This window comes from uncultured Bacteroides sp., assembly GCF_947632445.1.
In the GTDB taxonomy this organism is placed as follows: Bacteria; Bacteroidota; Bacteroidia; order Bacteroidales; family Bacteroidaceae; genus Bacteroides.
The window spans coordinates 47,689-71,946 of record NZ_CANRPM010000006.1; the positions used below are offsets into that span (position 1 = coordinate 47,689).

Genomic DNA, 24,258 nt, shown 5'->3' on the forward strand with positions numbered 1-24,258 from the left:
AAGATACTGATTATCAGCGAACTAGCAAAATATTTGCACGATTATTTTAAGCATAAAATACTTATAATCAAAGATTTAACTTTTACTCACTATTGACGGAAACCGACAACATCACAATAGCTTGTATGAACTCGATATATCCGTGTTCGTTATCTCTTTCACTCATCATCTTTCTTCATACAGTCAAGTAGTTTAAAATACTCTTCCAAAAACTTCTTTGCGTCTATCGCCTGTTCGGAAAACAGACCGCCCGTAATTCTGCTTTCGTACTCTTCTATGTTGTTATCGCAAAACAGTTGCGCGAACATAGAATTGTATGCGCTGCCGTTGTGTATTCGGTATAATTTCCCGTTTTTATGATTATCCAAATAGTATTGATAGTTTTTTATTATCGCACGAAGCATTTTCGGATATTGCATGAATTGCTCTACTATTTCAGGCCCTATAAATATAGCCACTATGTATTTTGCGCCATCTATCGGTTTGTCCAAGTAGGGCTTTATACTCTCGTCGTTTATCGGCGTTCCGTTCCGTAGTATGATATATTGCATTGAACTGCGTAAACTTCCGGTATTATCTTTATATGTTTTTCCGTCGTATTGCAACACCTTTCTGATAAGTTTAAAATACGATTCTGTCGATTCCTTTATTCTACTGTAAACCAAACCTTCGGTAATTTTAATCTTGTTAATCTTGTATTCTATTTTCATCGTCAGTTTTCCTTTCTTCCTCGTTTCAGATATAAGATAATCAGCACATTCAATGCTCCACCGTGCTAACGTATCACAACTTGCATCTACGCCCTGATTCTAAATCTTCATCAATAAGCCGCTTTGTATCGCGCAAACTACTTGAATGCGCAAAGCCGCAACCGCTTTCGTCCACCGCTTCCCATACCCTCCGCCAACTGCTTATGCGGTACGCTTCATTCGGGTAGCAAGTGATTTTGAAACCTCGATATAAATAATGACCTTTTGATATTCTTTTTGCTTTCATAGCCTTTTCCCTAATTTGATAATAAACACCTCTTCATTCTCCGGCGCACCCCATTCCGGCTTGCCTTTACCGATTGTTATTCCTTTGCACTCAAATGTCATTGTGCGCTTCGTATATCCGTATGAAAAACGGACTGCATCGTACTTTTTGAACTCACGAAAATAACAATCCGTACAATCGTCGCTGAATACTTGATTCCCGTCAATATCCGTCAAGCAAAACCTTGTGCATGCAAAAATCCTGTTCCGCCAATAAGGCTTAATCTCTCTGTATTCCTCCGTCTTCCTGCCGGATTCTATCATTTCGTACCACTCCTTTTTGAGCGGCAGGTAAAGTGTTTTCATTGCCGACCTCCTTCTATAGCTTCGGGGTTATCGTGGATATTACCGACCACACGCAGGTTGTGCTGCCGGCATCTGATGATATCGTGCAGCATCTCGCGGTCATCCATCGTCGTGAACCTATTGACAACAACCGTTCGTTGCTCGTCCACCTTGAACTCCACATACCCCTCCTCGAAGAATCCCGTGCCGTCCATGCGGTGGCGCAGCCATTTTACCCGGTCACCCTCGTAAATCTCCAGACCTTCCATATCCGTCAGGCCCGTGAACTGGCCCAAAGTCTCCGGCACAACCTTTACCACATCGAGGTTTTTGTCTTCGAGCCATACCCCGTCACCATCTTGAATGAGCGTATAGCTGCCGATTATCCATTCGCCGTTGTCGAGGCGCCTGCCTCTGAATTTGATTTCTCTTTTCATTTCCGTAGAATATAAAAGTCACACCACAAATCAATGAACTGCTTGCCACAGTATATCGCAAGCTCTCGCGTTTTCAAAGCATGGCGAGAGCCGAAATCCGCAAGCGAGTGCGACCAAGCGCGATTCGAGACCGCAGAAGCGAGGCCGCAGGTCGCGCCGTCGACCGCATCACCGCCCCACAGAACCAGATTCTTACGCTCTTCTTCATCCATTCTGTCAATATCTTCCTGAGTGTATAGCCTAAACCAAGGATAGCATCTGTATTCGTCATTAGTAAATTTAGGCTCCCAGCCTTCATTCAATGCAGCGCAAATTATTCTAAGTTTTAAATAAGCTGAAATGTCAGGACAATCTATTCCATTTGCACCAGCATCTCGAAGAGTATTGTATTGCAGTACAAACGGATGATTCTCTCCTAACTCCTTACAAGCATCATCAAACGTCTTAATACGTTCTGTTACTTTCATTTCGATTTCGTCTGATTTCTTTGTTGCTTTCATTGCTTCGATGTTTTTAATGTTTATGTAAATATACTTTTATTATACTGAATTACAATAGGTTATGCTTTCTTTATTTCGCTCATAAACTTTGTTTAACGGGCTGATTCACAGGTGGTATCTCGCCAAGCCGTTTCCGCTCCAGATACCAGGTGTACGGGTTGTATCCTTCGGGGATGGTGTAACCTTCGGGTAGTTCCCTGCGCTTCATGCTTTGTTCCTGTTCGTGCCGGCGTATCGCTGCGTCCATCTCCATGTTTCTTTGAGGGAGGAACTCTTTGAAGAATGCGTTTCCTATGCGCTTGGTGTCGAAGCTGGAGTAGCTGTTGTCGTAGCGTCCGGCCTTGTATCGGGCAAAGAACAGCATCAGTTCGGACAGTTTGTACTGGCGGACTTCCTGCGCAAAAGATTGGCTGAAGATGCGGATGCCGTCAGCCATGCTGCCGTCCTTGCTGGAGGAAGAACCGAAAAGCCCGAAGACCTGAAGCTCTATCCAGTAGGCCGAAGATCCTTCGCCATAGAGGGCGTCGTACTGCATCAGCGTGGGACAGTCGGCCATATAAGCCCTTTCCGCGTTCTGCAAGGCATAGCCCCAGTGGACTGGCGAGAACAGCCTTTCGATGTCAGAACGGCCTTTCCACTTCGTCATCCATGCCTTCTTCGAGCTCTCGCTTATGCTGTTGTAGCAGGCTGAGAGCGTAGGCGTTAGCCTCTTGCTTGCTTGTATAAGCGTTGCGATTGTTTCCATTGCGGGCGGTCTTGATTTGTGATACAATCTCGTTGAATTTCGAATTGATGTTCGTCACGCTGAAGTTCTCGAATATCCATCCTTCGTTGATGGAGGACAGCAGGTAGCCGAGGGCGAGGATGATTGAGTCGTCCGAGACGTCCAGCTGCTTCTTCTCGCGTTGGAATCGCAATTTCTGGATGAGCCGGGACATGGCGCCCGCGTCCTTGGCGGTCCAATAGTAGTCGTTGCCGAATACCTGCCTGTAATGTTCTTCGAAGGCGAGACGGGCTTTTTTGTTTATAGCCTCCCCCTTGGGGGGTGTGGGGGGATTATTAAAATCATTTTCATTATCATTATCATTATCATTAGGTTTGCCTTTGGTTTCCGTTTGGTTTCCGTTTGGTTATTGTTTGGTTTGCCTTTGGTTTCCGTTTGGTTATTGTTTGGTTTGCCTTTGGTTTCCGTTTGGTTATTGTTTGGTTTGCCTTTGGTTTCCGTTTGGTTTGGCCTACCTCCTCTTTTCCCATTCTCAAACCGTTGATTGTTGACGTCTATTTGTATCTTTGCCATAGCCAGCATGGCTTTTGCAATCGGCTTTAGTTGTTCAGTAGTTTCTCCTGTTAAGCCATACTCGATTATGGCTGTGAGCACGTCTCCCTGAACATCTCTCTGCAGATTCTTAATTGCCTCCCACCAGCTACCATAAAAAACAAAACTTGTCCTCATATCATTTTCGGCACTGTGTTGATGAGTTGGTCTCCATGTGGTCACCAACTGTGACTGCAACGGGGTGACAAACCCCGAACTTCCGGTTAAATTGTTTCTTGTAAAAATCCATAATGATCAGTTTTTTAGTTGCCCTCACCAATGTTGTACTTTGGTGAAAGCGGGGTTAAACATTGGGTTTATATGTTTCTTTTTGCTTTCATCAATCTCAAACTGATTTTTGAAGAACTCAAATGTGTCTTGTTAGGTCTTGCCATTTTATGTCATATTGAGAATAGAAATGGCTTCCACGTTTCTATATCCTTGATGTGGTGTTTAGGATATATACTCCATGAAAGCCGGTTTAATATCTTGTTAATCATCAAACACCACTATGATGATATGTATTCTTTAGGTGCTGTAAAGGTAATAAAAAAGTGTCATAAACTCAAACATAATTGATATTTTTTTTCTGATGAAACAATATTTATCAATACCCGGTTTTATTAAGTCTGAGAGACTCCTTTTCATAACTCAACAACGTCCGCAGTGCGTCGAGCTGGTGTACGCAGGATGCGTTCAGTCGGTCAAGTCGGTCAACAAGATAGGCTTCTTCTTCAGCGATGCTGTCCAATAGGGCATTCTGAACCTTGGCCGACAGGCAGTTTTCACGAGCGATACAGAGAATGGTATTCTGTATCTCGTCTGACTTCTTCTTACGAAGCATTTTCTTGGCATCGGCCAGCATTTCTCCTGATCGTATCATGTACACCATGATGAAGGATATACGTTCCTGTATCTCTTGTGGGTTATTGGAGCAAGTAATGTTCAGGTAGTCGCTGATTTCTTTTATTTCTTTTTCCATAAGGTCACAATTTACATATCCTTTACGTAGTTCTCTATTTCTCGTTTGAAATCCTCGAACGAACGGCAAATCACATACTTGTTCCCTGCCGCCTCGCATTCTCGCTGCCACTCCTTTTGAGACGGCCGTTGGGTGCCTGTCCGGGTTTTCATTTCGATAGCCAGCGCACCATAGAAGCGGTTGCCCTTCAGGAGGATCAGGTCGGAAACTCCGGTCAACATACCTTCTTCTTTCATGTAGGCTCCGTTCCTGGCGCTTCTTCTGGCGGCATTCGGGACTGCAAACAGTACCGGCGCAAGTTTGGGGTACCGCAGACGGAACCATCGGATGCAGGCGGATTGAAGTCGGTGTTCTGCATTGTCGGGGTTCTTTCGGCATTGCCTCTTTTTACTGAGGGCGAGCATTTCTTCAAACGTCATATGTTGTCACATTAAGCACATGGATATATGTCCATCTTTTCAAATCCGTTCTCCATTGTTTTCTCGTAGCGGATTTTGCATTCGAACCAAGTATGTTTCATACATTTTCCTCCTTTTTGTTATTAAGTTTTTTATTGATTTTCTTAATCATGTTTTTGAATTGTCTGGCCTTATCGGCCTCACGAGGCTTGGATGCTGTTTGTTCAATCAGCCTTGCGCCATATTCAAGCATGTTCGAAATGGTGTTCAGGTCTGTCTTGCACAAGTCGGCAGCCTCCATGTCGACCTTGTCAAAATCAATGTCGTTGTCGTTCAGGTAATCACTGAGGGCGATGATTTTCTCCCTTGTGGTGGTTACGGTGAACACTCTCGTCAGTAAGTTTTCATTGCTGTCTTCCATCGTTCAGTCTGTTAATTGTTCGACAATATCGTTGGCTGTCCGGATTCGTTTCTCCATTTCTGCGAACACTTCCGGTTCCGGCAAGATACGCACGACATGGATAGGGTGCTTCTGAAACGGGTTGAACGCTACAAAGTCGCACCAATCCGCTTCCAGGCACATCATGTGGGCCATGCATTGGTAATAGTATTCCGGGCGTATTCTTTTTAACGAGTCGTTCCCGATTATTTCGCTGCAGAACATCATGAACACATACTGCGATGGAGATTTGATTTCAATGCACCCTCTTTCACGGGTATCTTCATTGTAGTAATATCCGTCAGGGCTGCTGGCGAAATGCGGGATGGAAGGGTGGGCACACGAACCTGTTTCTACAATCCGTCTGCCGGTTATCTTTTCGTAAAGAGACCTCGCATTTCCTTCCTGCTCATTACCCCAACACATTGCCTTACTTCCAATATATACCTGCTGGAGATACATCTGGAACATTTCATCATCCTCTACCACAGACGGGTTCATATCCCTTTCTGCCGCTACTTGATAGATGTATGATTTGGCAGTGTCGCCAAATATCTCACCTGCCTTGCGGCTTGACTTCATCAGATCCCCAATGCGGGAACCTGTGAAGTTGCCAAGCCTTTTCCTGTACCACTCAAGTGAATGCTGTTCTTCCATTACAATAAAGATTTGCGTTCTTTCCGGTTCTGTTTTTCATCGCTCTCTTCTTTTTCGGTTGGAGTTGCTGCTTCTTCTACACCTGTTGCTTCTTCCACACCTGCTGCTTGTTCGGAAAGCTTTTTCAGTTTGTCAGATGGTTTGATTTCTTCGTATTCCACGTCACGGATGTCACGGACGTCATCGGCCTCTTCTTTTGTCATAAAGCCCATTGATATTTCAGGGCAGTAGGCACGTTGCCAGAATGCTGCTGCACGATAGGTAAGCATAAGGCTTGGCATTGTTACCCACTTACTTCCACTTTTAGTGTACCATCCTTCCTTGACAGCCATTTCTATAGTGATAGGATCTGACTCAAGTACTTCTCCTGTTGCAAGTTCTGTGGCGTATGCAACGCATTCAATATTGTCAATATCCGTTCCGTCGAATTCCTTAGTAACGGTTGTATTCCGTCCTTTTGTACCATCCCATACCGTGTCGTTATATTTCACCTTTCCTACTTTTCCAAGATTTCTTTTTCTGTATCTCAGAGAGGTGTATTTCCCGCTCATGTTGATTGTGGCAATGAGAAACTTACTTGACCACGACGGATTGCCTTTGACCACATACAGATTCTGCATGATCATCAGCGGGTTTGCTTCCATGCGCATGGCCATGTCAATGGCAATCACGCAATTCCCTATATTGTTTTCACCACGATATATCTCTGGTACTATTGTACTGGAACAGTACATTTTAGCCATTCGCTGCATTGCCTCAAATTTCTTAACGGCAAGCCCAACGGGGGTTAGTGAAAACTCAGCCTCTTTCTTGGCCTGAATGATTTGTAACTCATTGGTTTGAGCATTCTGTAGCTCATTTTCTTTCTTTTCTTCCATTGCTAATTAAATTAATGTGTTCAACAATATCTGGATATTCCAAGGCTCATGCACAACGATGTACGTTCCATTTCAATCTCATCGTCCGAGCAAAAGTATTCGGAATTATTCATTTCATTTTCCAAATCTTCAATGTCTTCTTCTATAAGCTGTATGACTTCGTCTTTATGCGAATATCCATATTCTGGAAGGTATTCATCGGCTGATGATTTTACCTTCTCAAGTTCAGTATATAATTCTTCAAGTTCCTTATTCATTGTCGGAAGCCTTGCTTGTTGTCTTTTTATACTTCTTATCCCAAGTGTATGCAACAAATATGGTTGACGCAAGAAATGCTGCGAATGACACCCAAAACATAAAATCGAGCGATCTGATTGTCAGATGTGTAGCCAATATCGTCATCGCCCATATTAAATACATCTTTTTCATGCTTTTATCTTTTATTGTTCCTTTGTGTATGTAAATATACTTTATTTATTTTGATTGGCATAAATATAACTTCCTTATTTTCAGTGGGTTAACTTAATATAACATTGACCGAAAGCTCAACTCTAATTATCTCCGATATATTTATATGAAGCGTATTTTATACAGTCCCATCCATTACAATACCATTTCCCACTTTGTGTCCGACTCTTCTTTTCGGCACGTATCAATCCCATGCCGATTAACTTCATAAGCCTGGTGCGGCCACCTACTATTGATGCTGCTTTGCGCTGCCCGAATGTGATGCCGTTAAAAACTATCTTGAGGACTTCTTCGTTTATCATAGCTCATTCATCAAAAATGTGGTTACGTTGCGCATATTGTATAAACTCGGACTTTTCATGTATTCCAAGTTTCAAATAGACAGACTTGATGTGGTTCTTGACTGTGTGGGGCGACAGATATAGTTCACTTGCAATCTCTTCGTTGCTCATACCATCGTTCACAAGTTTCATGACTCTCATTTCTGCATCCGAGATCCGGCTGTGGAACTTCGGATGGCATACAATGTTTTCGTGGGGACATTCTCCCCTCAACGGGCATTGTACGTGTTCGTAGTTGAACAATCCCTTTCTGTCGATGTCTTTTTTCGTAGTATCAAGATTGCCGAAATTGCATTTACAGAACCGGCTTACCATAAGAAACTGGTAGTAAGGTACTCTTGCAGAACTTTTCTGATACCATTTCGTTAAATCGGCATACGCTTCTGGGTGAAACTCTTGTATGTAGTCAAGAAATGTTTTCACCAGTTCACTTCCTTCGGTGATTTTTTCGTTCCGTCCATCAGGAAATATGCACCAAAGGTCATTGTAATAAGTATAGAACTCCAGATCATTCATTGCTACCGATCTTTAGTCATTCCACAAATCTTCAGGCTTGATACCTGTCATTTCAGAAAGTATCTCGACATGCTTTTCATTGGACGGTCTGAATCCATACATGATCCAGTTCTTCACTGTCACTTCTGATACATTACAGCGACGTGCTATTTCGGACGTGAACTCCTTTTTTGGATAGGTCGGTTCCGGAAGGCTTTTATAATAGCCTTTGAGCGTCATTCTTTTGCCATTTTCAGACAAAATGCTTGTCTTTATTACATTTTCCATTATCTTTGTAGCGTTATATTGATTTAGATATGCAAAGATAAGATAAAATCTTGATATAGCAAAGATATTATCTTGATATATCTTATCATTGTATTTTTTTAACTATATGCAAGATGATAAGCGAACGAATACAAAAAATCATTGATTATGCAGGATTAAATGCTAAGGATTTTGCAATAAGGATTGAGGTTAAAACTTCTCAAACCATATATGACTTACTTAGTGGTAAGACTAAAAGTCTATCAAAAAACGTTTATGATAAGATTTTGTCTTGTTATCCTGAGATTAATGACGTTTGGCTTCTTACTGGCAAAGGTGATATGTTGAATCATAGCAACAGCGAAGAAAACCGACCTAAAGTAAGTTACACAAAAGGAGTGCCTTATTATAATGTAGATTTCATCGGAGGCTTTGACATGATCCTAAATGACCAAACTGTTAATCCGGAGTATCTGATAGATTTCAAAAAATACGATGAAGCCACATGTTGGTGTAATGTCACAGGCCATTCAATGGAACCGGAAATCACTCATGGTGATATAATCGCCTTAAAACGAATAGATGATTTTTCATTTCTTCTGCTTGGCGAGGTATATGCCATTGTCACAACAAATGGCATGAGAACAATTAAAAGGCTTGGCCCTTCATCGAATCCTGATAATTATACTTTGGTTTCTGCAAACAAATCGCCGGAATACGGAGTACAGGAACTGCCCAAAAGAATGATCAGGATTATATACCATGTACTTGGTTGCATGAAGAGACTTTAATACGAACTTTTCACAATAGGAACAATGAATATATCTGATGAAGGTGTATTAGTCACCAAGCGTTTTTTTGAAGCTATAGATACGCTGAAGGCCCAAAAGAAAATTCGAGGGCTGCAAACATTTACCAATAAATACAAAATAAATAGGTGGAATATGATTACGGTAAGAACTAAGCCGAAAGTCAGTGTACTTAAACCTGAATGGATTGTTTACTTGGTTCGTGACTATGGGATATCAGCAAACTGGATATTACTTGGTAATGGAAAAATATTCTTGGAATAGATGTTTAAAATCTCAAAAACTTGTCTTTTACAAAATATAAGCTACGTATATAATATTGTGTCATAATGGATTAACTATCTTTTTGGGAAAATTCTTCTAAGGCGTGGGTCTTGCGTTCGAATCGCAACGGAATCACAAAAGAGAAAGTTCTTAAAACGCTGATAATTATATGTTTTTAAGTTCTTTTTTGTTTTTAGACTTTTCTTTGGAGGATGATAGAACGAGGCAGCAGCAATTCTTGCTGCATCCTTGATGATATCCTTGGAAACTATCATTTCTATGAGACAAAATTCGGATTTTTATTCCGGTGAACAAAATATCCACTAAATTTTTACTGCATCCTAAAAATTCCCCGATTGAAGGATGAAGAAATCAACCAGGGAAAAATATTATAGGGAAAACTGAGATTAGTTGTTTGCTTTTTGCAGTCCGAGACCGAGGAGCATGCCGTCGTAGGATCCTGCCAGATTGCTGAGGGTTTGCAGGGTGGAGTTGCCGCTCTTGCTGGAGAGATAAGTGAGCATTTGCAGCAGCTTGTCGGCATCGAAGAGCAGATCCATGTTGTCGGAGGTGCAGTTTACCTTGGCGTTTAGCCCGACTGTTTTGACGATCTTCAGGTTTACTTTCTGTGTGGAGGAGTCGTAAGAATAGGTGCCATTCATGGGTTTGTTGCCTGCGTTGACGGTGAAGGTGCTATCGGCATTGAAAGTGAACGATAATTGGCCCGGCTTGATACCGATCTTGTTCAGATGTTCGTCCAGTTTCTTTTTAAGGGCCGAGGAAGTTAAGGTGCCGCCTACTTGTTGCAGCAGGTTGTCCGTTTCGAGTTCCAGGGCTGAGCCGGTGAAGTTCCAAGTACCAGTCATGTCGATGTTGCTGTTATTGGTAACGGCGTTGACTACTTTTTCAATATTTTCTTTGTTAAGCAGTTCTTTCAAGGACTGCGCATGAATGCCGGAAAGTAGGAGCAGCACAACGATGAAGGTGCATTTCCAGATGTTTCTGTTCATATTCTATTCTTTTTAGAGTTTAAGTTTTTTGTTGATGCTTTCAATGTAGTCCAGCAGTTCTTTCCGTCCCTGTCGGTTTTCAGAAGAAGTGACGAAGTAGGGTGGGAGTTCTTCCCACTGTTCTTTCAGCTTTCTGAGGTAGGTCTCGACGTTGGCGTTCAACCGGCCTCCTTTTAGCTTGTCGGCCTTGGTGAAGACGATGGAAAAGGGGATGCCGTTCTCACCCAGCCATTCGATAAACTGCAGGTCGATGGGCTGCGGTTCCAGACGGCTGTCTACGAGAACGAAGAGATTGGTCATCTGCGGACGTTGCAGAATGTAGCTTTCAATGATATTCTTGATTTGTTTCTGCCCTTTGACGCCGCGTTTAGCGTAGCCGTAACCGGGAAGGTCGACGATATACCAGCTTTTATTGACGAGAAAGTGGTTGATCAGCATGGTTTTTCCAGGGGTGGCCGAAGTCATGGCCAGCCCCTTGCGGCCAGTCAGCATGTTAATCAGGCTTGACTTGCCGACATTGGATCGGCCAATGAAGGCGTATTCGGTCAGGTTGCCGGCAGGGCACTTGCGGACGTCGGTGTTGCTGACGATGAATTCTGCACTTGTTATCTCCATAGGTTCTATCAAAAAATAGTTTTATTGCTTTTGCAAAGGTAGTACTTATTTGCGTATCTTTGCGCCCGCATTATGAAAGTTTAGGGTTATATGAACGGACAGTATCCTTCGGCTTTGTTGGAGAAGGCGGTGAGCGAGTTTGCCAAACTGCCGGGTGTGGGGCATAAAACGGCCATGCGTTTGGTGCTTCATTTGCTGCGCCAAAATGCGGCGACGGTCGAGGCGTTTGGCAATGCCATCGTTACGCTGAAGCGCGAAGTGAAGTATTGCAAGGTGTGCCACAATATTTCCGATACGGATGTTTGCCACATCTGTTCCAGTCCGCAGCGCGACGCTTCGGTGGTGTGCGTGGTGGAGAACATACGTGATGTGATGGCGGTTGAGGCTACGCAGCAGTTTAGAGGCTTGTACCACGTACTGGGCGGTGTTATTTCGCCGATGGACGGTGTTGGACCGAGCGACTTGCAGATCGAAAGCCTCGTGGAGCGCGTCCGGGCGGGAGGCATCAAGGAGGTCATCTTGGCGTTGAGCACGACGATGGAGGGCGACACGACCAATTTCTACATTTACCGCAAGCTGGAGAAGTTCGGAGTCAAGTTGTCGGTCATTGCGCGCGGCATTTCCGTAGGCGACGAGTTGGAATATGCCGACGAGGTGACGCTGGGGCGGAGTATCGTGAACCGCACGCCCTTCAACGGCAGCCTGTGAAACTTTGTTCCGTCTGCCGGGTGATAACTAAATACATTTATATATAGGATATATGGAAGAACAAATCAAGAAGACAGTCCGCTTCGTGCGGATATTTTACCTCTTGTTTTGGATAGTGCCAATCGTGTTCGTGATTGTGGGCGAGACGACAGACAGTTGGGTGATGATGTATGCCGACGATGTACGCACCACGTATTATGCCGAGACACTGTCCATCCTGCTGACGGTGGTCTGTGTGCCGTTGTCGCTGAAGCTCTTTGCTTGGGTGCTCTATCGGCGTATCGACCGTGCCGATATTGCTCGTGCTCTGCAGCTCTATGTCTTCTGGAACGGCATCCGGCTGGTGCTACTGGCCCTGCCACTGATAGCGGGTTTCTTGACATACTATGGGATGCTGAGCACGACGGGGCTGCTCTGTGCCCTGATTGCCTTGACGGCTTCGCTTTTCTGTCTGCCGAGCGAAGAGCGCCTGCGCCACGAACTTCATATTGAGCGAGAGGAGGGTGACTTATGAGTCGGAGCTATTTTGAGGGTACGCTTGTACGCCTGCGGCCGATGGAGCCGGAAGACCTCGACTTAATCTACCACATGGAGAATGACTCGGAGACGTGGAATGTATCCAACTTTTCCGTTCCCTATTCGCACTTTGTGCTGAAGCAGTACATTGAGGATTCGCAATGCGATATGTTTGCCGACAAGCAGCTCCGCCTGATGATTGTCCGCCGGGCGGACGACGTGGTGATAGGCACAGTAGACGTGACGGATTTTACCCCGATGCATCGTCGGGGTGAAGTGGGCATTGCCGTGCGGAAGGAGTTCCGAGGGAATGGCTATGCGAGTGAGGCTTTGGCGCTGATGTGCGATTACCTGTTTCATTTCCTTTTTGTTCACCAGTTGACGGCCCACGTGGCGGTGGATAATGAGGCCAGTCGGCGGCTGTTTGCCGGGGCGGGTTTTGTGGAGTGCGGCGTGCTGAAGGAATGGTGGTTTGTCGGCGGGTGCTACCGCGATGTGGTGTTGCTGCAGTGCTTGCATGAGGCTTAGTTCAGGATGAAAATTTGCGAGAAGCGCGACTATACTGTGTACTTGTCTTTCAGCTTGCTCAGCGATTTTTGCGAGGTCGACGGAAACCTTTTCGTCCATTAGCGAAACGGTATATTGGCGGCCTATATGAAAAAAAATTATCCAACCTATTGCACGTTTTAAAAATAGTCGTACCTTTGCAACCGCATTCGTGAGCGAAGGCAAGCGAAACGGCGAAAAGGTGCGGTAGTTCAGCTGGTTAGAATACATGCCTGTCACGCATGGGGTCGCGGGTTCGAGTCCCGTCCGCACCGCTTCTAAAGAGAAAAAATAATCAAAGAGAGCTTTGATTTCCAACAAAATTGATACTTTCACCTATCAAAATGTACAGAATAAACATTCTTGTATCTAAAATAAAATGTGATAGTTTGTTTATTTGCATAGCGATTAAAACAGTATTCAAATAGTATTTAACCACCTCTAAAAAATAGACCTAAAACTAAGAGCTAAAGGATATTATCAGGTCGATTTGAAAGCTTGTGTTGTTTCATTTAGCATAGATTGGTTTTCAAAATCAGAACTATATCACCCATGTTTAAACCTCTGATAGGTATGTCTTTTGATACAAAAGAAGTCAAGGAGCTAATTAACGTGAGCCTGGCGATTTTTTATCATTTTGGGGAGTTCGGGAGGCTTCAAAATAGTCCTGTCAACAAAATCGCCTGATTATCAATGGATATTGTTGACAGGACAGGGTCATTGGTAAACATTTTCGTGAAAAAATAAAAAATACCTTGCCTTTAAAGGCAGCCTATTTTTTATTTTATTTCAGAAAGTTTGTACAGCTCCTGTTACTGTCGCCGTAACTTACTGATAATGAAGCGATATTGTTGACAGGACTGTTTTACTCGTGTCAAAACCCCGTTTTTCTTCCTCTTTTTTTCACGGACAAATTCTTCCGTCCTGACGCCGTGCTTTCTGAGCCCCTGACGAAGTGCTTCGTCTCCTCCTCATAAAGCACTGCATGACACCCTCACGAAGCACTGCGTCGGGACTTCAGGAAGTACTGCGTGGCGGAGTAAGGAAATAGCGAGTGGAAATAGCAATCGATATGGCAAGGATGCCTCCTGCTGACAGAATACTTGCGTTTTCCACTTGATTGACGGCAGGTACTATCTCTGCTTGCTTCACTTAAAAAGTCGTGTATCAATATACCATGTATGATAGACACGCAACGCATTATTCTGATTTCATCGAATCCACGTTAAGTACTTTCGCAGTATCGTTTTATGGTAAACCTTTTAGAGCACTGAATAAGTTTTCTCCGTAGCACTGTCAGGCTGTTAAAGTTTGATAATTTGCATGATAAAAGTTGGATGGAATAGTCACTAATTTAATATATTTGCATAGAAATTATTGTCTGCACTGTTTGAGATGAAAAGAAATCGTCCAGTCCTTGCAGAATACAATTCATCAGACTGTTAACGCAGTATGCCAGGTTGTTAAAGTTATGTAAATTACGCAATAAAAGTTAGATGTTGTAATTAATTATTTTAAAAAGTAGAATGTTGTAATTAATTATTTTAAAAATACAGATGTGGCAATTAATTATTTTAATATATTTGCATAGAAATTATTGCTTGCACCGCCTGGAATGAACAGAAACCGGACGGTCCTTGCAGAATACAAGTTTAACATTAACAAATATTATTGAGATGGAAACCAGAGATGCACCCCTATTATGAAAACGGCATCATGTATGCCTCTTCAAGCTTAAACTTTTAAACATGTTCTAAATAAAAAGAATAAAATAAGATAAAGAAATTATGAAGCACAAGTTCACTTACTTGTTATCTTTTCTTTTGCTAATCTCTTGTTTGGCCTCGGCTCACGAGGAAGAAAAGAGTAGCACTTTTGACCTGTTGAAAGTACCCTTAGGCACTGCATTGAAGGAAATAGAGAGACAAACTTCCATGTCGGTACTTTCTTCAGCAAAAGAGAACCAGCAACAGAAAAAGACTCCCGTTACGGCAAACGGGACCGTGACCGATGCGAACGGTGAACCATTGGTTGGCGTGAGCATCCTTGTAAAAGGCACCACGACCGGTGCCGTTACCGATCTGGACGGACATTTCAAAATCTTGGCTGCCAAAGGCGATATGCTTGAAGTATCCTATATCGGTTATGTCCCCCAGACAGTCACAGTCACCGATACCCAGCCGATGAAAATTGTCCTCACAGAGGACTCGCAGGTGCTGAACGAAGTGGTCGTTACCGCACTTGGAATCAAACGTGCAACCAAGGCGTTGAGTTACAATGTTCAGGAAGTGAAAGGGAATGAGCTGACAACCGTAAAGGATGCCAACTTCATGAACGCCCTCGTCGGAAAAGTAGCCGGCGTGCAGATCAATGCCGCCGCCAACGGTGCCGGCGGCCCGACACGTGTCGTCATGCGCGGTGTAAAGTCGCTGACCGGCAGTAACAACGCACTCTATGTGGTAGACGGTGTACCTCTTTATAATGCTACTACCGGAGCGAACACCTCGGCAGGATATGCGGAGATGAACTCCATGGGCCAGCCGACGACCGAAGGCATAGCCGACCTCAATCCTGAGGACATTGAGAGTATTTCGGTGCTGAACGGTCCTTCGGCTGCTGCACTTTACGGTTCGAGCGCTGCGAACGGCGTCGTGCTCATTACCACGAAAAAGGGTGCGGAAGGGGCAGTAAATGTTACCTATACGCACAACTCGACTTTTAGCACGCCGCTGATGATGCCGGAATTTCAAAATTCCTACGGCAATGTACGCGGTTCGTATCGGAGCTGGGGTGAGAAAGGGACGGCACTACCCTATGATCCTGCCGATTTCTTCCGCACGGGTACGAACATCACGAATGCCGTAACCCTCTCGGTGGGCAACGCGCGCAACCAAACCTATTTCTCGGCTGCCACGAACAACTCTGACGCCATCGTGCCGAATAGCGATTACAATCGTTACAATTTCACGTTCCGAAATACTACGAAGTTTCTGAAAGAGAAGATGACGCTTGACGTAGGGGCAAGTTACATCATTCAGAATCAGTTGAACCCCGTAGCGGCAGGCGGTTTCGCCAACCCGATTGCCGCGGTCTATCTATGGCCTCGCGGTGAGGACTTCGACGAGGTGCGCGCCTACGAGGAGTGGGATGCCTCGCGTAAAATCTATACCCAGCGCTGGGATTGGCAGGGACAGGTTACAACCTACACCGAGAACCCCTACTGGGAAATGTACAACAAACTCCGCGAAACGTCGAAAGACCGTTATATGTTCAATGCCAGCCTGTCGTATGATATTTTAGACTGGCTCAACATTTCGGGGCGTATCAAACTCGACCACTCGTACAACAAGTCGGAGCGCAAGGTTTCCGCCACCAGCGTATCCTCCGATGTGGCATCGAACGATGTAAACAACACGGGATACTATGCCTTCTCTAAGTCCGAGGAGAAAACGCTTTACGCCGATGCGTTGATAAACATCAACAAGACGTTCGGCGAAAAATTCTCGCTCTCAGCGAACATTGGTACGAGCCTCAATCATCAAAGCTCCGAATCGAACTCCTATTCCGGGCCGTTGGGATTTCTGCCCAATGTATTCACCTTCCCGAACATCTATCACGATATGGCAGGGGCGGGCTTCGGTGCGTGGAAACAGCGCGAATATGCTGTTTTCGCCAATCTCGAGCTTGGATTCCTCCAAGCGATCTATCTGACGATGACGGCCCGCAACGAGTGGTCGTCAACGTTGGCAAACACGTCGCAGCTCTCCTACTTCTTCCCCTCGGTGGGCGTGTCGGGCATTCTGTCGGAACTGCTGCCCATGCCCAAGTGGATAGACTACCTGAAAGTGCGCGCTTCGTTCGCCGATGTCGGCTCGCCGCTGCCGCGAGGGCTGACCAGCACTTACTATACGTGGAACGGCTCCTCGGCGGGAGTGCCGGCCTATCGTCCCGTAACGAAACTCTACCCTGAAAAAACCGATTCGTGGGAGGTGGGTTTGACAGCCAAACTGTTCAAACACTTCAATGTCGATTTGACGTGGTATCTCTCTGACACCAAGAAACAGACGATACCCATCTCCATTTCGGCGGCATCGGGCGGTTACACCTATATGTACATGCAGACCGGCAACGTGCGCAACAAGGGTCTTGAACTCGCGATCGGCTACGACAATCAGTGGCACGATTTCGGATGGAGCACCAATTTCACGTATAGCATGAACCGCAACGCCATCACGGAACTTTTCAGCTCCTATTACGACCCGCTGACCGATAGAGTCTATTATCCAAGCGATGTGGACATCAAATCGGGCAACAACCCCATCAATGTCGGCAGTACGATGGGTGACGTTTATACATCGATGGACTTCAAGCGCGATCCCGAAGGGAATATCTTCGTGAATCCCGGAACGAACAACATCGAACTTGTTTCCATCGACGCTCGCAAACTCGGCACGACCCTTCCGGACGGCAACCTTGGCTGGTCTAATACCTTCTCTTACAAAGGTCTGGTACTGAACACCCTTTTCACGGCACGGTTGGGCGGTATCGCCACTTCTTACACGCAGATGTTCATGGACCAGTACGGCGTTTCGAAAGCCTCGGCTGAGGCGCGCGATGCCGGCGGCATTCCCGTGAACGGCACGAGGATAGATGCCGAGGCATATTACGGTACGGTTGCCAACCCCAACGGCGGTCTGATTCAGGAATACGTCTACGATGCGACGAATGTCCGTCTGCAAGAGCTGTCGTTAGCCTACACGCTGCCGCGCAAATGGTTCAACAACAAGTTGAAGATGACGGCGTCGTTCATCGGCCGCAACCTGTGGATGATTTACTGCAAGGCGCCGTTCGATCCCGAACTGACCCTCTCTACCGGCACCTATAACCAAAATGTGGACTACCTGATGACACCGAGCCTGCGGAACATCGGTTTCAGCCTCAAATTCGAATTCTAAAACTTCGGAATCATGTACACTATCATGAAAAGTATAATCAAAATAACGACAATCTCCGTCCTCGCCGTTTTGGCATGTGTCGGTTGTACGGATGCTTTCGAGGAGGTCAACTGGCCTTACGGCGGCGTAACGGAGGAGGAACTCGACCGCGACAACGTTCGTCAGGGTTCGATGATTCCTGCCATGGAACTGCTGATCGTTCCGATGGACGACAACGCGCACTTCCAGCACTGCGAAAGTCTGGTCGGCGATGTGGCCGGCCGCATGCTCATGAGCAACGCAGGCGGTGCACCGGGTCAAAAATGGACAGGCGATTTTTCGAGGTTCAGTTACGACCACACAGGGTGGTATGACAACCCCTTCAATTACACTATGGGGTTCTACACCTCTTATATCAATTCGTTGAAGTTCGTCCAAACCGGCGTCACCGAGGACGGGTCGGGGAACACGGTCTTCGAGTATGATAAGAGCAACGCCATCTATGCTATTATCCGCATACTTCGCGTGGCTGTCATGCACCGGCTGGCAGACATGTACGGGCCTATTCCTTTCTCGCAAATCAAGCCCGAAGACCTTAACCTCTACATCCCCTACGATGACGACAACACGGTTTACATCAACGAGGACGTGGCGCATCAGGGGCTTCTGCCCATGCTGTCCGAAGCCATCGCAGACTTGAAGAACTGTCTGTTGACCAATCGGGAGGGCATGATGAACATTGCGAATTTCGACCGCATCTACGAGGGAGATTACATCCAGTGGGTGAAATATGCCAATTCTCTGATGCTCCGTCTTGCCATGCGCATCAGCAACAGAGAGCCGGCGTTGGCTCGCCGCTACGCTGAGGAGGCGATCAAGCCGTTCGAAGTGCAAAGCGGCAATCAGACCGAAACCATCGCATGCGGCGTTATCGACAACAACACGGACAACGCGGTGATGCACATGCAAATCGGACACATGAGCAAAATTACCTCCAAACTCTACTCTATAGCCTACGGGTACATAGACACTTTTGCGGCGGCGGACATGGTCTGCTACCTGCAAGGATACAATGACCCGCGAATAGAGAAATATTTCAACACGGTGGAAATCGAGAATGCTGACGGCTCCAAAACGTCCATCTATAACGGATTGCGCGCCGGCACCACCATCGGACAGAGCGACATCCAGACGAAGTTCTCCAAACCCAAAGTGGATGTTTACGACGATTATCCGCTGTTGACGGCCGCTGAGGTGGCGTTCTTGCGTGCCGAAGGGATGTTGAAAGGCTGGGAGATGGGCGGCAGCGCCGAATCGTTCTACAACGAGGGTGTCCGTCTGTCGTTCGAGCAATGGGGCGCATCGGGTTACGCGACCTACATCGAGGGTGAAACAGCTCCCGCCAAATACGAGGATGTGGTTACGAACAACAGAGAGGACGCGGACGCGCCGAGCGACATCACTGTCAAGTGGGCGAACGACGGCAAAGAGCTGCAGCGCATCATTACGCAGAAGTATCTCGCTCTCTATCCGTTGGGACACGAGGCGTGGTGCGACTATCGCCGCACGGGTTATCCTGACATCCTGCCCGTCTATCAGAATACGATAAGCACGACTTTGAAAGTCATCAGCCGCCTGCCGTTGCCTCATACCGAGGAGACGCAGAACGCCGACAACTTTCTCGAAGCACAATCCATGCTGTCGGGGCCTGACGACATGAAGACTAAAATATGGTGGGCTAAACAAGACTAAAACAGCAGAGTTATGAAGAATGCAATAAAATATATGTTAATGGCGACCGCTGCCGCGACGGTATTCGCCGCATGTAGCGACTGGACAGAATACGAGCCGAAGAATCCGACGGATTTGACCAAAAACGAAAACAAGGAGGACTACTACGCCAATCTGCGTGCCTACCGCAATTCCGACCACCAGATCATGTACGGATATTTCAGCGCCTGGGGCGGCTGGGGCGGAGCCTCGACCACGTTAGCCCATAGTTTGATGGGGTTGCCCGACAGCCTCGATATGGTAGCAATGTGGGGCGCCGGGTTCGAATACTCGGAAGAGCAGAAAATAGACCTGAAGATGGCGCATGAGAAGAAGGGGCTGAAATGCCTGATGTGTTTCATTGTCCACAGTGTCGGTGTGGGCATTACGCCTTCGGAGATCACGGCCGCCTCGGAGACGAACCCAGTTACTTTCACGAACCGAAACGGCGTAACAGGCACCTACACCAACCCGCTAAAGGCCCGCAGGGCCTTTTGGGGCATGGATCCCGATGACGGGAGGAACAACACGCCGGAGATGGACGCCATGGCGGTTCGCGCCGTCGAAACCTATGCCGATTCGCTGTGCTACCTTATCGACAAACTCGAATTGGACGGTTTCGACTGGGACTTCGAGTACGGATACAGCGTAGGCGACAATGTCGGCGACATTATCGGCGACCAAGGGACTATCACGTCCACGGCGGCACACGACCGTTCGCTGGCTTTCGCACGGCGCATGCGCGAGAATCTTGGCGACAAGATTTTCATCATCGACGGCGTGCCGCAATCGTTGCAAGCTCCCGAGGCGTGCATCTATTTCGACTATTTCGCCCATCAGTCGTATTCCCGTAGCTCTTCCAGAAGTGACAACAATTTGGACAACCTATTAAATCAGACTATCAGCAGATTTTCTGCCTATCTGGACCCGGAATTCATTGCCAGCCGCACCATCGTCATGGATACCTTTGAGGATAGCTATACGTATGACGGCAAACAGTATTTCGGTGTCCCGCTTTGGTCGCTACGCGATGGCACCCCCGCCATCACCGCAGACTGCGAATTCGGGAACACCAACAACGGAATGTCCAAAGCAGATAATATCGAGGTTCAGATTCCCGGATACGAAGGCTCCGTTTTCGCCATGGCGCGCTGGACGCCGATTGTCAACGGGAAATACGTCCGCAAAGGCGGTATAGGCGCCTATCTGCTGGAAAAGGATTATATGCCTTCAGGTTGGGACACGACCTATCCGCAAGTGCGGCAGTTCATCCAGATAATGAATCCTGCGGCAAAATAGTCAACCCATAAATTCAGAAAATCATGAAAAGATTGTTTTTATATTTGACGGTCGCATGCACGCTGTTCGCGTGGAGCTGCGACGACGCCGAGAGTCCTGCGCTTGACAACGCACTCTATCTCGCCGATGCCAAGAACTGCGACGGGTACGACTGTATTATGACGCGCTTGGACGACCGCAGAATGAGTGCGACGGTGCAAATGACCCGATTGCAGGATCACCCCGTAACCGTAACGCTTGAAGTAAGCGCCGAGATGCTCGATGAGCACAATGCCGAGTTCGGAGAGAACCTGAAACTTCTCGACGAGTCGTATTGGCAGATTATCGACTCAGACGGCACGCCCAAAAGCGGCAACCGATTGGACATTACGATTCCTGCGGGGTCGAATACGGGCATTTTCCCGATTCAAATTACCAAAACCCCCGAAGAGGATACAGAGATGTATGCCCTGCCACTCACCATTACGGGCGTTTCGGAGAACATCCAAGTGTTACAGAGTAAGAAATCTGTGATTTATCTCATGCAAAAGCCGTTCGAGACACAGGTGCTGTGGTGCAAGAGGGGGAGCAATGTTACATCAGTATTCAAGGACAACCCCGTAGTGTCGAACTGGACGGTGGAGTTTCATTTCGCCATTTCCAACCGCACTGAGACAGAGGCCACTGACGGTACGGTGCTGACTTTCGGCCCCGGCTTCTACGTGCGTCCCTACGTCAATGCCAACAGTGTCGATATACACTTCCTTACGGATGACGGCATCGGTGCAAGTTTCGGCAACCTGTTTTCCAAAGAAGAAACGGGCGTGGAGTGGCACCACTTTGCGCTGGTAAACCGTAACGGTACGATAACCTCCTATTTGGACGGAGTGGTGAAGGGTAGCGAATCCAATGCGCGCTTCTCGACGCCCGTTACGTTCCAGACGGTAAGCATGACCAACCAGACGCATGTATCGCCGGTGGGATTCAGTGAATTCCGTTTATGGACGGTAGCGCGCACAGCGGACGAACTCACCCGCAACAAGTATTCGGTAGACCCCGGTACCAAAGGACTGTATGTCTACTACCGGCTCAATGAGGGCGAGGGCGACCTGTTACACGATTCGTCGCTACACGTCGATGAAAACGGCACCGCGCATCCCGAATTGCAGGCGAACATCGACACTTCTGACAAATCGGTCGCAAACGTGAACCAAATCGAATGGGGCTGGGCAGAAACCAACGAAAAACTCACCTCGTTCATGACCATCAATAAACAGTAAACATTAAAGCGTTATGAAAAATATCATAAAACATTTCGCAGGGGCGGGTTTGGCGACGGTCATGCTGCTGTCGGTCGGATGCAATGACGACCCGACGGAGGTCTTTATCGCCGACCTCTACCAGAAAGCCTACATCACCACCGGGATCGCTCCGGCGGACGAATACACTTATAAGGGTACTTATGCCCTTGGCGGGGTACAGATGAACGGCCCCAAGCTCGAATATGTCGGGCCGAATCTCTCGACAACGCTCGGCACGGGGTATGTCTTCGACATCTATCTGTGTACTGCCTATGCAGCCAAAAATCCTGTATCGGGTACGCTCTACGTGCCGGAGAATGCCGAGGAACTGGTGGCGCAGTACAACAACCGCGGCGATAAGGAGGACGGAAACGCCGGTGGCTATCTGTTGATGACCCCCGACCAGTATGAAATCACCGTGCCACAGAGCACGGTTGAAACCGGTGAAAAGCAGGCTCCGGCGTTCCAAGTATCGCTCAATGCCGAAAAGGACTGGTCTGCCGGAAAATACCTGTTGCCAGTCTGCTGCACGCTCGACGCGGGGTCGGAGGTAACACTCTCCGAAAACGCCTCGACGGTCTATCTGAAAGTGGAGATACAGCGGGACATCGCCTACAAGGATCTCATGATGCTGACGCCTGGGCAGTACACCGTAGACGCCGCTAACGCCGGCTCTACGGCATCCGACGCTTTCGACGAGAACAACGAAACCTCGTGGAACGGTGCCAACACATCGGAGTATGTAGACGTAACGTTCGATGAACCCGTCTACCTCTCGAAGATATGCTTTGTCGGCATGAGCCGCCGCGTTTACCCTTATCTGCGCTACGAGGGTGAGGAGACCTTCTCGCGACGCGAACAGTACATCGGGAACAACAACAGCACGGTGCAGGCTCTCTATACCTACGATCCGACGACCAACAGCAGTGCGCCGATGGATCCCTATCGGAAGGTGGCCGGCGTGCGGTTCCAGTTCCAAAACCGTCAGGGCGGCAGCCTCGGCGATGTCTATTTCATCACCCGCGACCTGGCGAACATGCAGCCCCAGGGGATGATTGCGTTCGATTCGGGTACGACAGGTTACACGCTCACCAAAACGTGGGGATTTCAACTTGTCGGCACCAAAGTGGAGGCCGTAGCCAATTCCCAACTGCCGGAAACCTCGGCATTTGACATTTCGCTGCGCAGCTATGCTTCCGCCACCTCGGCGATGCGGGGCCGGTTGTCGGTGCCCGAAGATGCCGAAGCGGCCGTTACGGCGTATAACACGGCCAACAATACGTCGTACACCCTGCTGCCGGCGGACTATTACAGCATCGAGAACGCCGAGGCGACCATCGAGAGCGGGAATGACCGGTCGACGCAGCCTTTCCGCGTGCAGTTGAACGAGGAGGCGCTGTCGGCCATTACGCAGACGACCAACTATCTGCTGCCGGTATCGCTCACGATGGAGAGCGGAGCCGTAGATGCCGACCATGCGACGCTCTACATTCCGGTAAACATTACCCTCGGTCAGAAATACCGGGTGCTGAAGCCGGAGGAAATCGCCGAGTATGATTTTTGCCCGGAAGACTTGGGATATGGGTACACAGGAGGTGCGTACAGCGCTGAGTATGCACTCGAATATGCTTTCGACCAGAATTCCACTACCGCATTCATGGGCGACGGTTCAGCAAATTATGATTATGGAATCGATGAGGCAATCTATGTGAATTTTGCCTCGGCGATGCAAATCCATTCAATCATATTTGTCAACCAGACTCTTGCGACAGGCTGGGACACCAGCTATTGCCCGTGGTATTTATCTATCGGCTGGGCGCCTTATAGCGATTCAAACTTCAACTGGTACATCGAGTATACCCAAGAGGGCAATCTTTTCGAGTATAACATTAATCGTAATATCTCGACCGTATATATCGACTACAATATGTATGACGATTATTTATCCGGTTTTGCAGATGTCTATTTCACGGTTCCCGACGAAGAGTAACGAATTAAAACAGAAAAAACA

At 47.2% G+C, this 24,258-nt stretch carries 28 protein-coding genes and 1 tRNA gene; 11 read left to right on the forward strand and 18 right to left on the reverse strand.

Translation table 11 applies throughout. The features are described from left to right. Nucleotides 1-158: 158 nt before the first annotated feature. The 16 genes from Q0Z70_RS02445 to Q0Z70_RS02520 all read right to left on the reverse strand — a co-directional run bounded on the left by Q0Z70_RS02445 (nucleotide 159) and on the right by Q0Z70_RS02520 (nucleotide 8,517). Nucleotides 159-710, reverse strand: a complete 552-nt coding sequence (locus Q0Z70_RS02445; protein ID WP_298072311.1) for a hypothetical protein — start codon at nucleotides 708-710, stop codon at nucleotides 159-161. Between the two features lie 73 nt (nucleotides 711-783). Then, on the reverse strand, nucleotides 784-996 hold the full coding sequence (locus Q0Z70_RS02450) for a hypothetical protein (RefSeq protein ID WP_298072313.1): 213 nt from the start codon (nucleotides 994-996) through the stop codon (nucleotides 784-786). Next, nucleotides 993-1,340, reverse strand: a complete 348-nt coding sequence (locus Q0Z70_RS02455) for a hypothetical protein (protein ID WP_298072315.1) — start codon at nucleotides 1,338-1,340, stop codon at nucleotides 993-995. The genes Q0Z70_RS02450 and Q0Z70_RS02455 overlap by 4 nt, the downstream gene beginning before the upstream one ends. Beyond that, the gene (locus Q0Z70_RS02460) at nucleotides 1,337-1,756 is read right to left on the reverse strand and encodes a YopX family protein (RefSeq protein WP_298072317.1); all 420 of its coding nucleotides are present in this window, start codon (nucleotides 1,754-1,756) and stop codon (nucleotides 1,337-1,339) included. Before Q0Z70_RS02460 ends, Q0Z70_RS02455 begins: the two co-directional genes overlap by 4 nt. After that, nucleotides 1,753-2,256, reverse strand: a complete 504-nt coding sequence (locus Q0Z70_RS02465; protein WP_298072319.1) for a hypothetical protein — start codon at nucleotides 2,254-2,256, stop codon at nucleotides 1,753-1,755. The genes Q0Z70_RS02460 and Q0Z70_RS02465 overlap by 4 nt, the downstream gene beginning before the upstream one ends. Before the next feature lie 79 nt (nucleotides 2,257-2,335). Beyond that, on the reverse strand, nucleotides 2,336-2,902 hold the full coding sequence (locus Q0Z70_RS02470; RefSeq protein ID WP_298072321.1) for a DUF6633 family protein: 567 nt from the start codon (nucleotides 2,900-2,902) through the stop codon (nucleotides 2,336-2,338). Beyond that, nucleotides 2,877-3,194: a hypothetical protein gene (locus Q0Z70_RS02475; RefSeq protein ID WP_298072322.1), complete on the reverse strand. Its 318-nt coding sequence runs from the start codon at nucleotides 3,192-3,194 to the stop codon at nucleotides 2,877-2,879. The genes Q0Z70_RS02470 and Q0Z70_RS02475 overlap by 26 nt, the downstream gene beginning before the upstream one ends. Nucleotides 3,195-3,280: 86 nt before the next feature. After that, nucleotides 3,281-3,709 carry a DUF6291 domain-containing protein gene (locus tag Q0Z70_RS02480; protein ID WP_298072324.1) on the reverse strand — a complete coding sequence of 143 codons (429 nt, stop codon included), beginning with the start codon at nucleotides 3,707-3,709 and terminating at the stop codon, nucleotides 3,281-3,283. A 469-nt stretch (nucleotides 3,710-4,178) separates the two neighbouring features. Then, the gene (locus tag Q0Z70_RS02485) at nucleotides 4,179-4,553 is read right to left on the reverse strand and encodes a hypothetical protein (RefSeq protein ID WP_298072326.1); all 375 of its coding nucleotides are present in this window, start codon (nucleotides 4,551-4,553) and stop codon (nucleotides 4,179-4,181) included. An 11-nt stretch (nucleotides 4,554-4,564) separates the two neighbouring features. Then, nucleotides 4,565-4,972, reverse strand: coding sequence for a VRR-NUC domain-containing protein (locus tag Q0Z70_RS02490; protein ID WP_298072328.1), 408 nt, complete (start codon nucleotides 4,970-4,972; stop codon nucleotides 4,565-4,567). A gap of 97 nt (nucleotides 4,973-5,069) precedes the next feature. After that, nucleotides 5,070-5,372, reverse strand: coding sequence for a hypothetical protein (locus Q0Z70_RS02495; RefSeq protein ID WP_298072329.1), 303 nt, complete (start codon nucleotides 5,370-5,372; stop codon nucleotides 5,070-5,072). 3 nt (nucleotides 5,373-5,375) lie between these two features. After that, entirely contained in the window at nucleotides 5,376-6,047 is a 672-nt protein-coding gene (locus Q0Z70_RS02500; RefSeq protein ID WP_298072331.1) for a lambda exonuclease family protein, read from the reverse strand. Continuing rightward, nucleotides 6,047-6,925 (reverse strand): hypothetical protein, encoded by an 879-nt coding sequence (locus tag Q0Z70_RS02505; RefSeq protein WP_298072333.1) that lies wholly within the window; start codon nucleotides 6,923-6,925, stop codon nucleotides 6,047-6,049. The genes Q0Z70_RS02500 and Q0Z70_RS02505 overlap by 1 nt, the downstream gene beginning before the upstream one ends. Nucleotides 6,926-6,945: 20 nt before the next feature. Beyond that, entirely contained in the window at nucleotides 6,946-7,182 is a 237-nt protein-coding gene (locus Q0Z70_RS02510) for a hypothetical protein (RefSeq protein ID WP_298072335.1), read from the reverse strand. A 516-nt stretch (nucleotides 7,183-7,698) separates the two neighbouring features. Further along, nucleotides 7,699-8,250, reverse strand: a complete 552-nt coding sequence (locus Q0Z70_RS02515; protein WP_298072337.1) for a helix-turn-helix transcriptional regulator — start codon at nucleotides 8,248-8,250, stop codon at nucleotides 7,699-7,701. A 12-nt stretch (nucleotides 8,251-8,262) separates the two neighbouring features. Then, nucleotides 8,263-8,517, reverse strand: coding sequence for a hypothetical protein (locus Q0Z70_RS02520; protein ID WP_298072339.1), 255 nt, complete (start codon nucleotides 8,515-8,517; stop codon nucleotides 8,263-8,265). 113 nt (nucleotides 8,518-8,630) lie between these two features. Here Q0Z70_RS02520 and Q0Z70_RS02525 point away from each other — a divergent pair, with 113 nt between their 5' ends. Together Q0Z70_RS02525 and Q0Z70_RS02530 are read left to right on the forward strand one after the other, a co-directional pair. Next, complete coding sequence (locus Q0Z70_RS02525) at nucleotides 8,631-9,287, forward strand: S24 family peptidase (protein WP_298072341.1); 657 nt, start codon at nucleotides 8,631-8,633, stop codon at nucleotides 9,285-9,287. 24 nt (nucleotides 9,288-9,311) lie between these two features. Beyond that, the gene (locus Q0Z70_RS02530; protein ID WP_298072343.1) at nucleotides 9,312-9,569 is read left to right on the forward strand and encodes a hypothetical protein; all 258 of its coding nucleotides are present in this window, start codon (nucleotides 9,312-9,314) and stop codon (nucleotides 9,567-9,569) included. Between the two features lie 407 nt (nucleotides 9,570-9,976). Here the strand turns inward: Q0Z70_RS02530 and Q0Z70_RS02535 are convergent, their stop codons facing one another. Together Q0Z70_RS02535 and yihA are read right to left on the reverse strand one after the other, a co-directional pair. Next, entirely contained in the window at nucleotides 9,977-10,579 is a 603-nt protein-coding gene (locus Q0Z70_RS02535) for a DUF4923 family protein (RefSeq protein WP_298072345.1), read from the reverse strand. A 12-nt stretch (nucleotides 10,580-10,591) separates the two neighbouring features. Beyond that, entirely contained in the window at nucleotides 10,592-11,194 is a 603-nt protein-coding gene (gene yihA / locus Q0Z70_RS02540) for a ribosome biogenesis GTP-binding protein YihA/YsxC (protein WP_298072347.1), read from the reverse strand. 90 nt (nucleotides 11,195-11,284) lie between these two features. Here yihA and recR point away from each other — a divergent pair, with 90 nt between their 5' ends. The 9 genes from recR (at nucleotide 11,285) to Q0Z70_RS02585 (ending at nucleotide 24,237) form a co-directional block, all read left to right on the forward strand. Then, nucleotides 11,285-11,902 (forward strand): recombination mediator RecR, encoded by a 618-nt coding sequence (gene recR, locus Q0Z70_RS02545; protein WP_298072349.1) that lies wholly within the window; start codon nucleotides 11,285-11,287, stop codon nucleotides 11,900-11,902. 52 nt (nucleotides 11,903-11,954) lie between these two features. Next, on the forward strand, nucleotides 11,955-12,416 hold the full coding sequence (locus Q0Z70_RS02550; protein ID WP_298072351.1) for a hypothetical protein: 462 nt from the start codon (nucleotides 11,955-11,957) through the stop codon (nucleotides 12,414-12,416). After that, nucleotides 12,413-12,946, forward strand: coding sequence for a GNAT family N-acetyltransferase (locus Q0Z70_RS02555; RefSeq protein WP_298072353.1), 534 nt, complete (start codon nucleotides 12,413-12,415; stop codon nucleotides 12,944-12,946). The genes Q0Z70_RS02550 and Q0Z70_RS02555 overlap by 4 nt, the downstream gene beginning before the upstream one ends. Nucleotides 12,947-13,165: 219 nt before the next feature. Then, nucleotides 13,166-13,239, forward strand: a tRNA-Asp gene (locus Q0Z70_RS02560). Nucleotides 13,240-14,751: 1,512 nt separating this feature from the next. Continuing rightward, a complete protein-coding gene (locus Q0Z70_RS02565; RefSeq protein WP_298072355.1) occupies nucleotides 14,752-17,919 on the forward strand; it encodes a SusC/RagA family TonB-linked outer membrane protein in 3,168 nt (1,055 codons plus the stop codon). A 24-nt stretch (nucleotides 17,920-17,943) separates the two neighbouring features. Beyond that, nucleotides 17,944-19,650 (forward strand): SusD/RagB family nutrient-binding outer membrane lipoprotein, encoded by a 1,707-nt coding sequence (locus Q0Z70_RS02570; RefSeq protein ID WP_298072357.1) that lies wholly within the window; start codon nucleotides 17,944-17,946, stop codon nucleotides 19,648-19,650. Nucleotides 19,651-19,662: 12 nt separating this feature from the next. Continuing rightward, complete coding sequence (locus Q0Z70_RS02575; RefSeq protein WP_298072359.1) at nucleotides 19,663-20,967, forward strand: glycoside hydrolase family 18; 1,305 nt, start codon at nucleotides 19,663-19,665, stop codon at nucleotides 20,965-20,967. 23 nt (nucleotides 20,968-20,990) lie between these two features. After that, nucleotides 20,991-22,226, forward strand: a complete 1,236-nt coding sequence (locus Q0Z70_RS02580; protein ID WP_298072361.1) for a DUF1735 domain-containing protein — start codon at nucleotides 20,991-20,993, stop codon at nucleotides 22,224-22,226. Between the two features lie 13 nt (nucleotides 22,227-22,239). Beyond that, nucleotides 22,240-24,237 carry a DUF1735 domain-containing protein gene (locus tag Q0Z70_RS02585; RefSeq protein WP_298072363.1) on the forward strand — a complete coding sequence of 666 codons (1,998 nt, stop codon included), beginning with the start codon at nucleotides 22,240-22,242 and terminating at the stop codon, nucleotides 24,235-24,237. Nucleotides 24,238-24,258 lie beyond the last annotated feature (21 nt).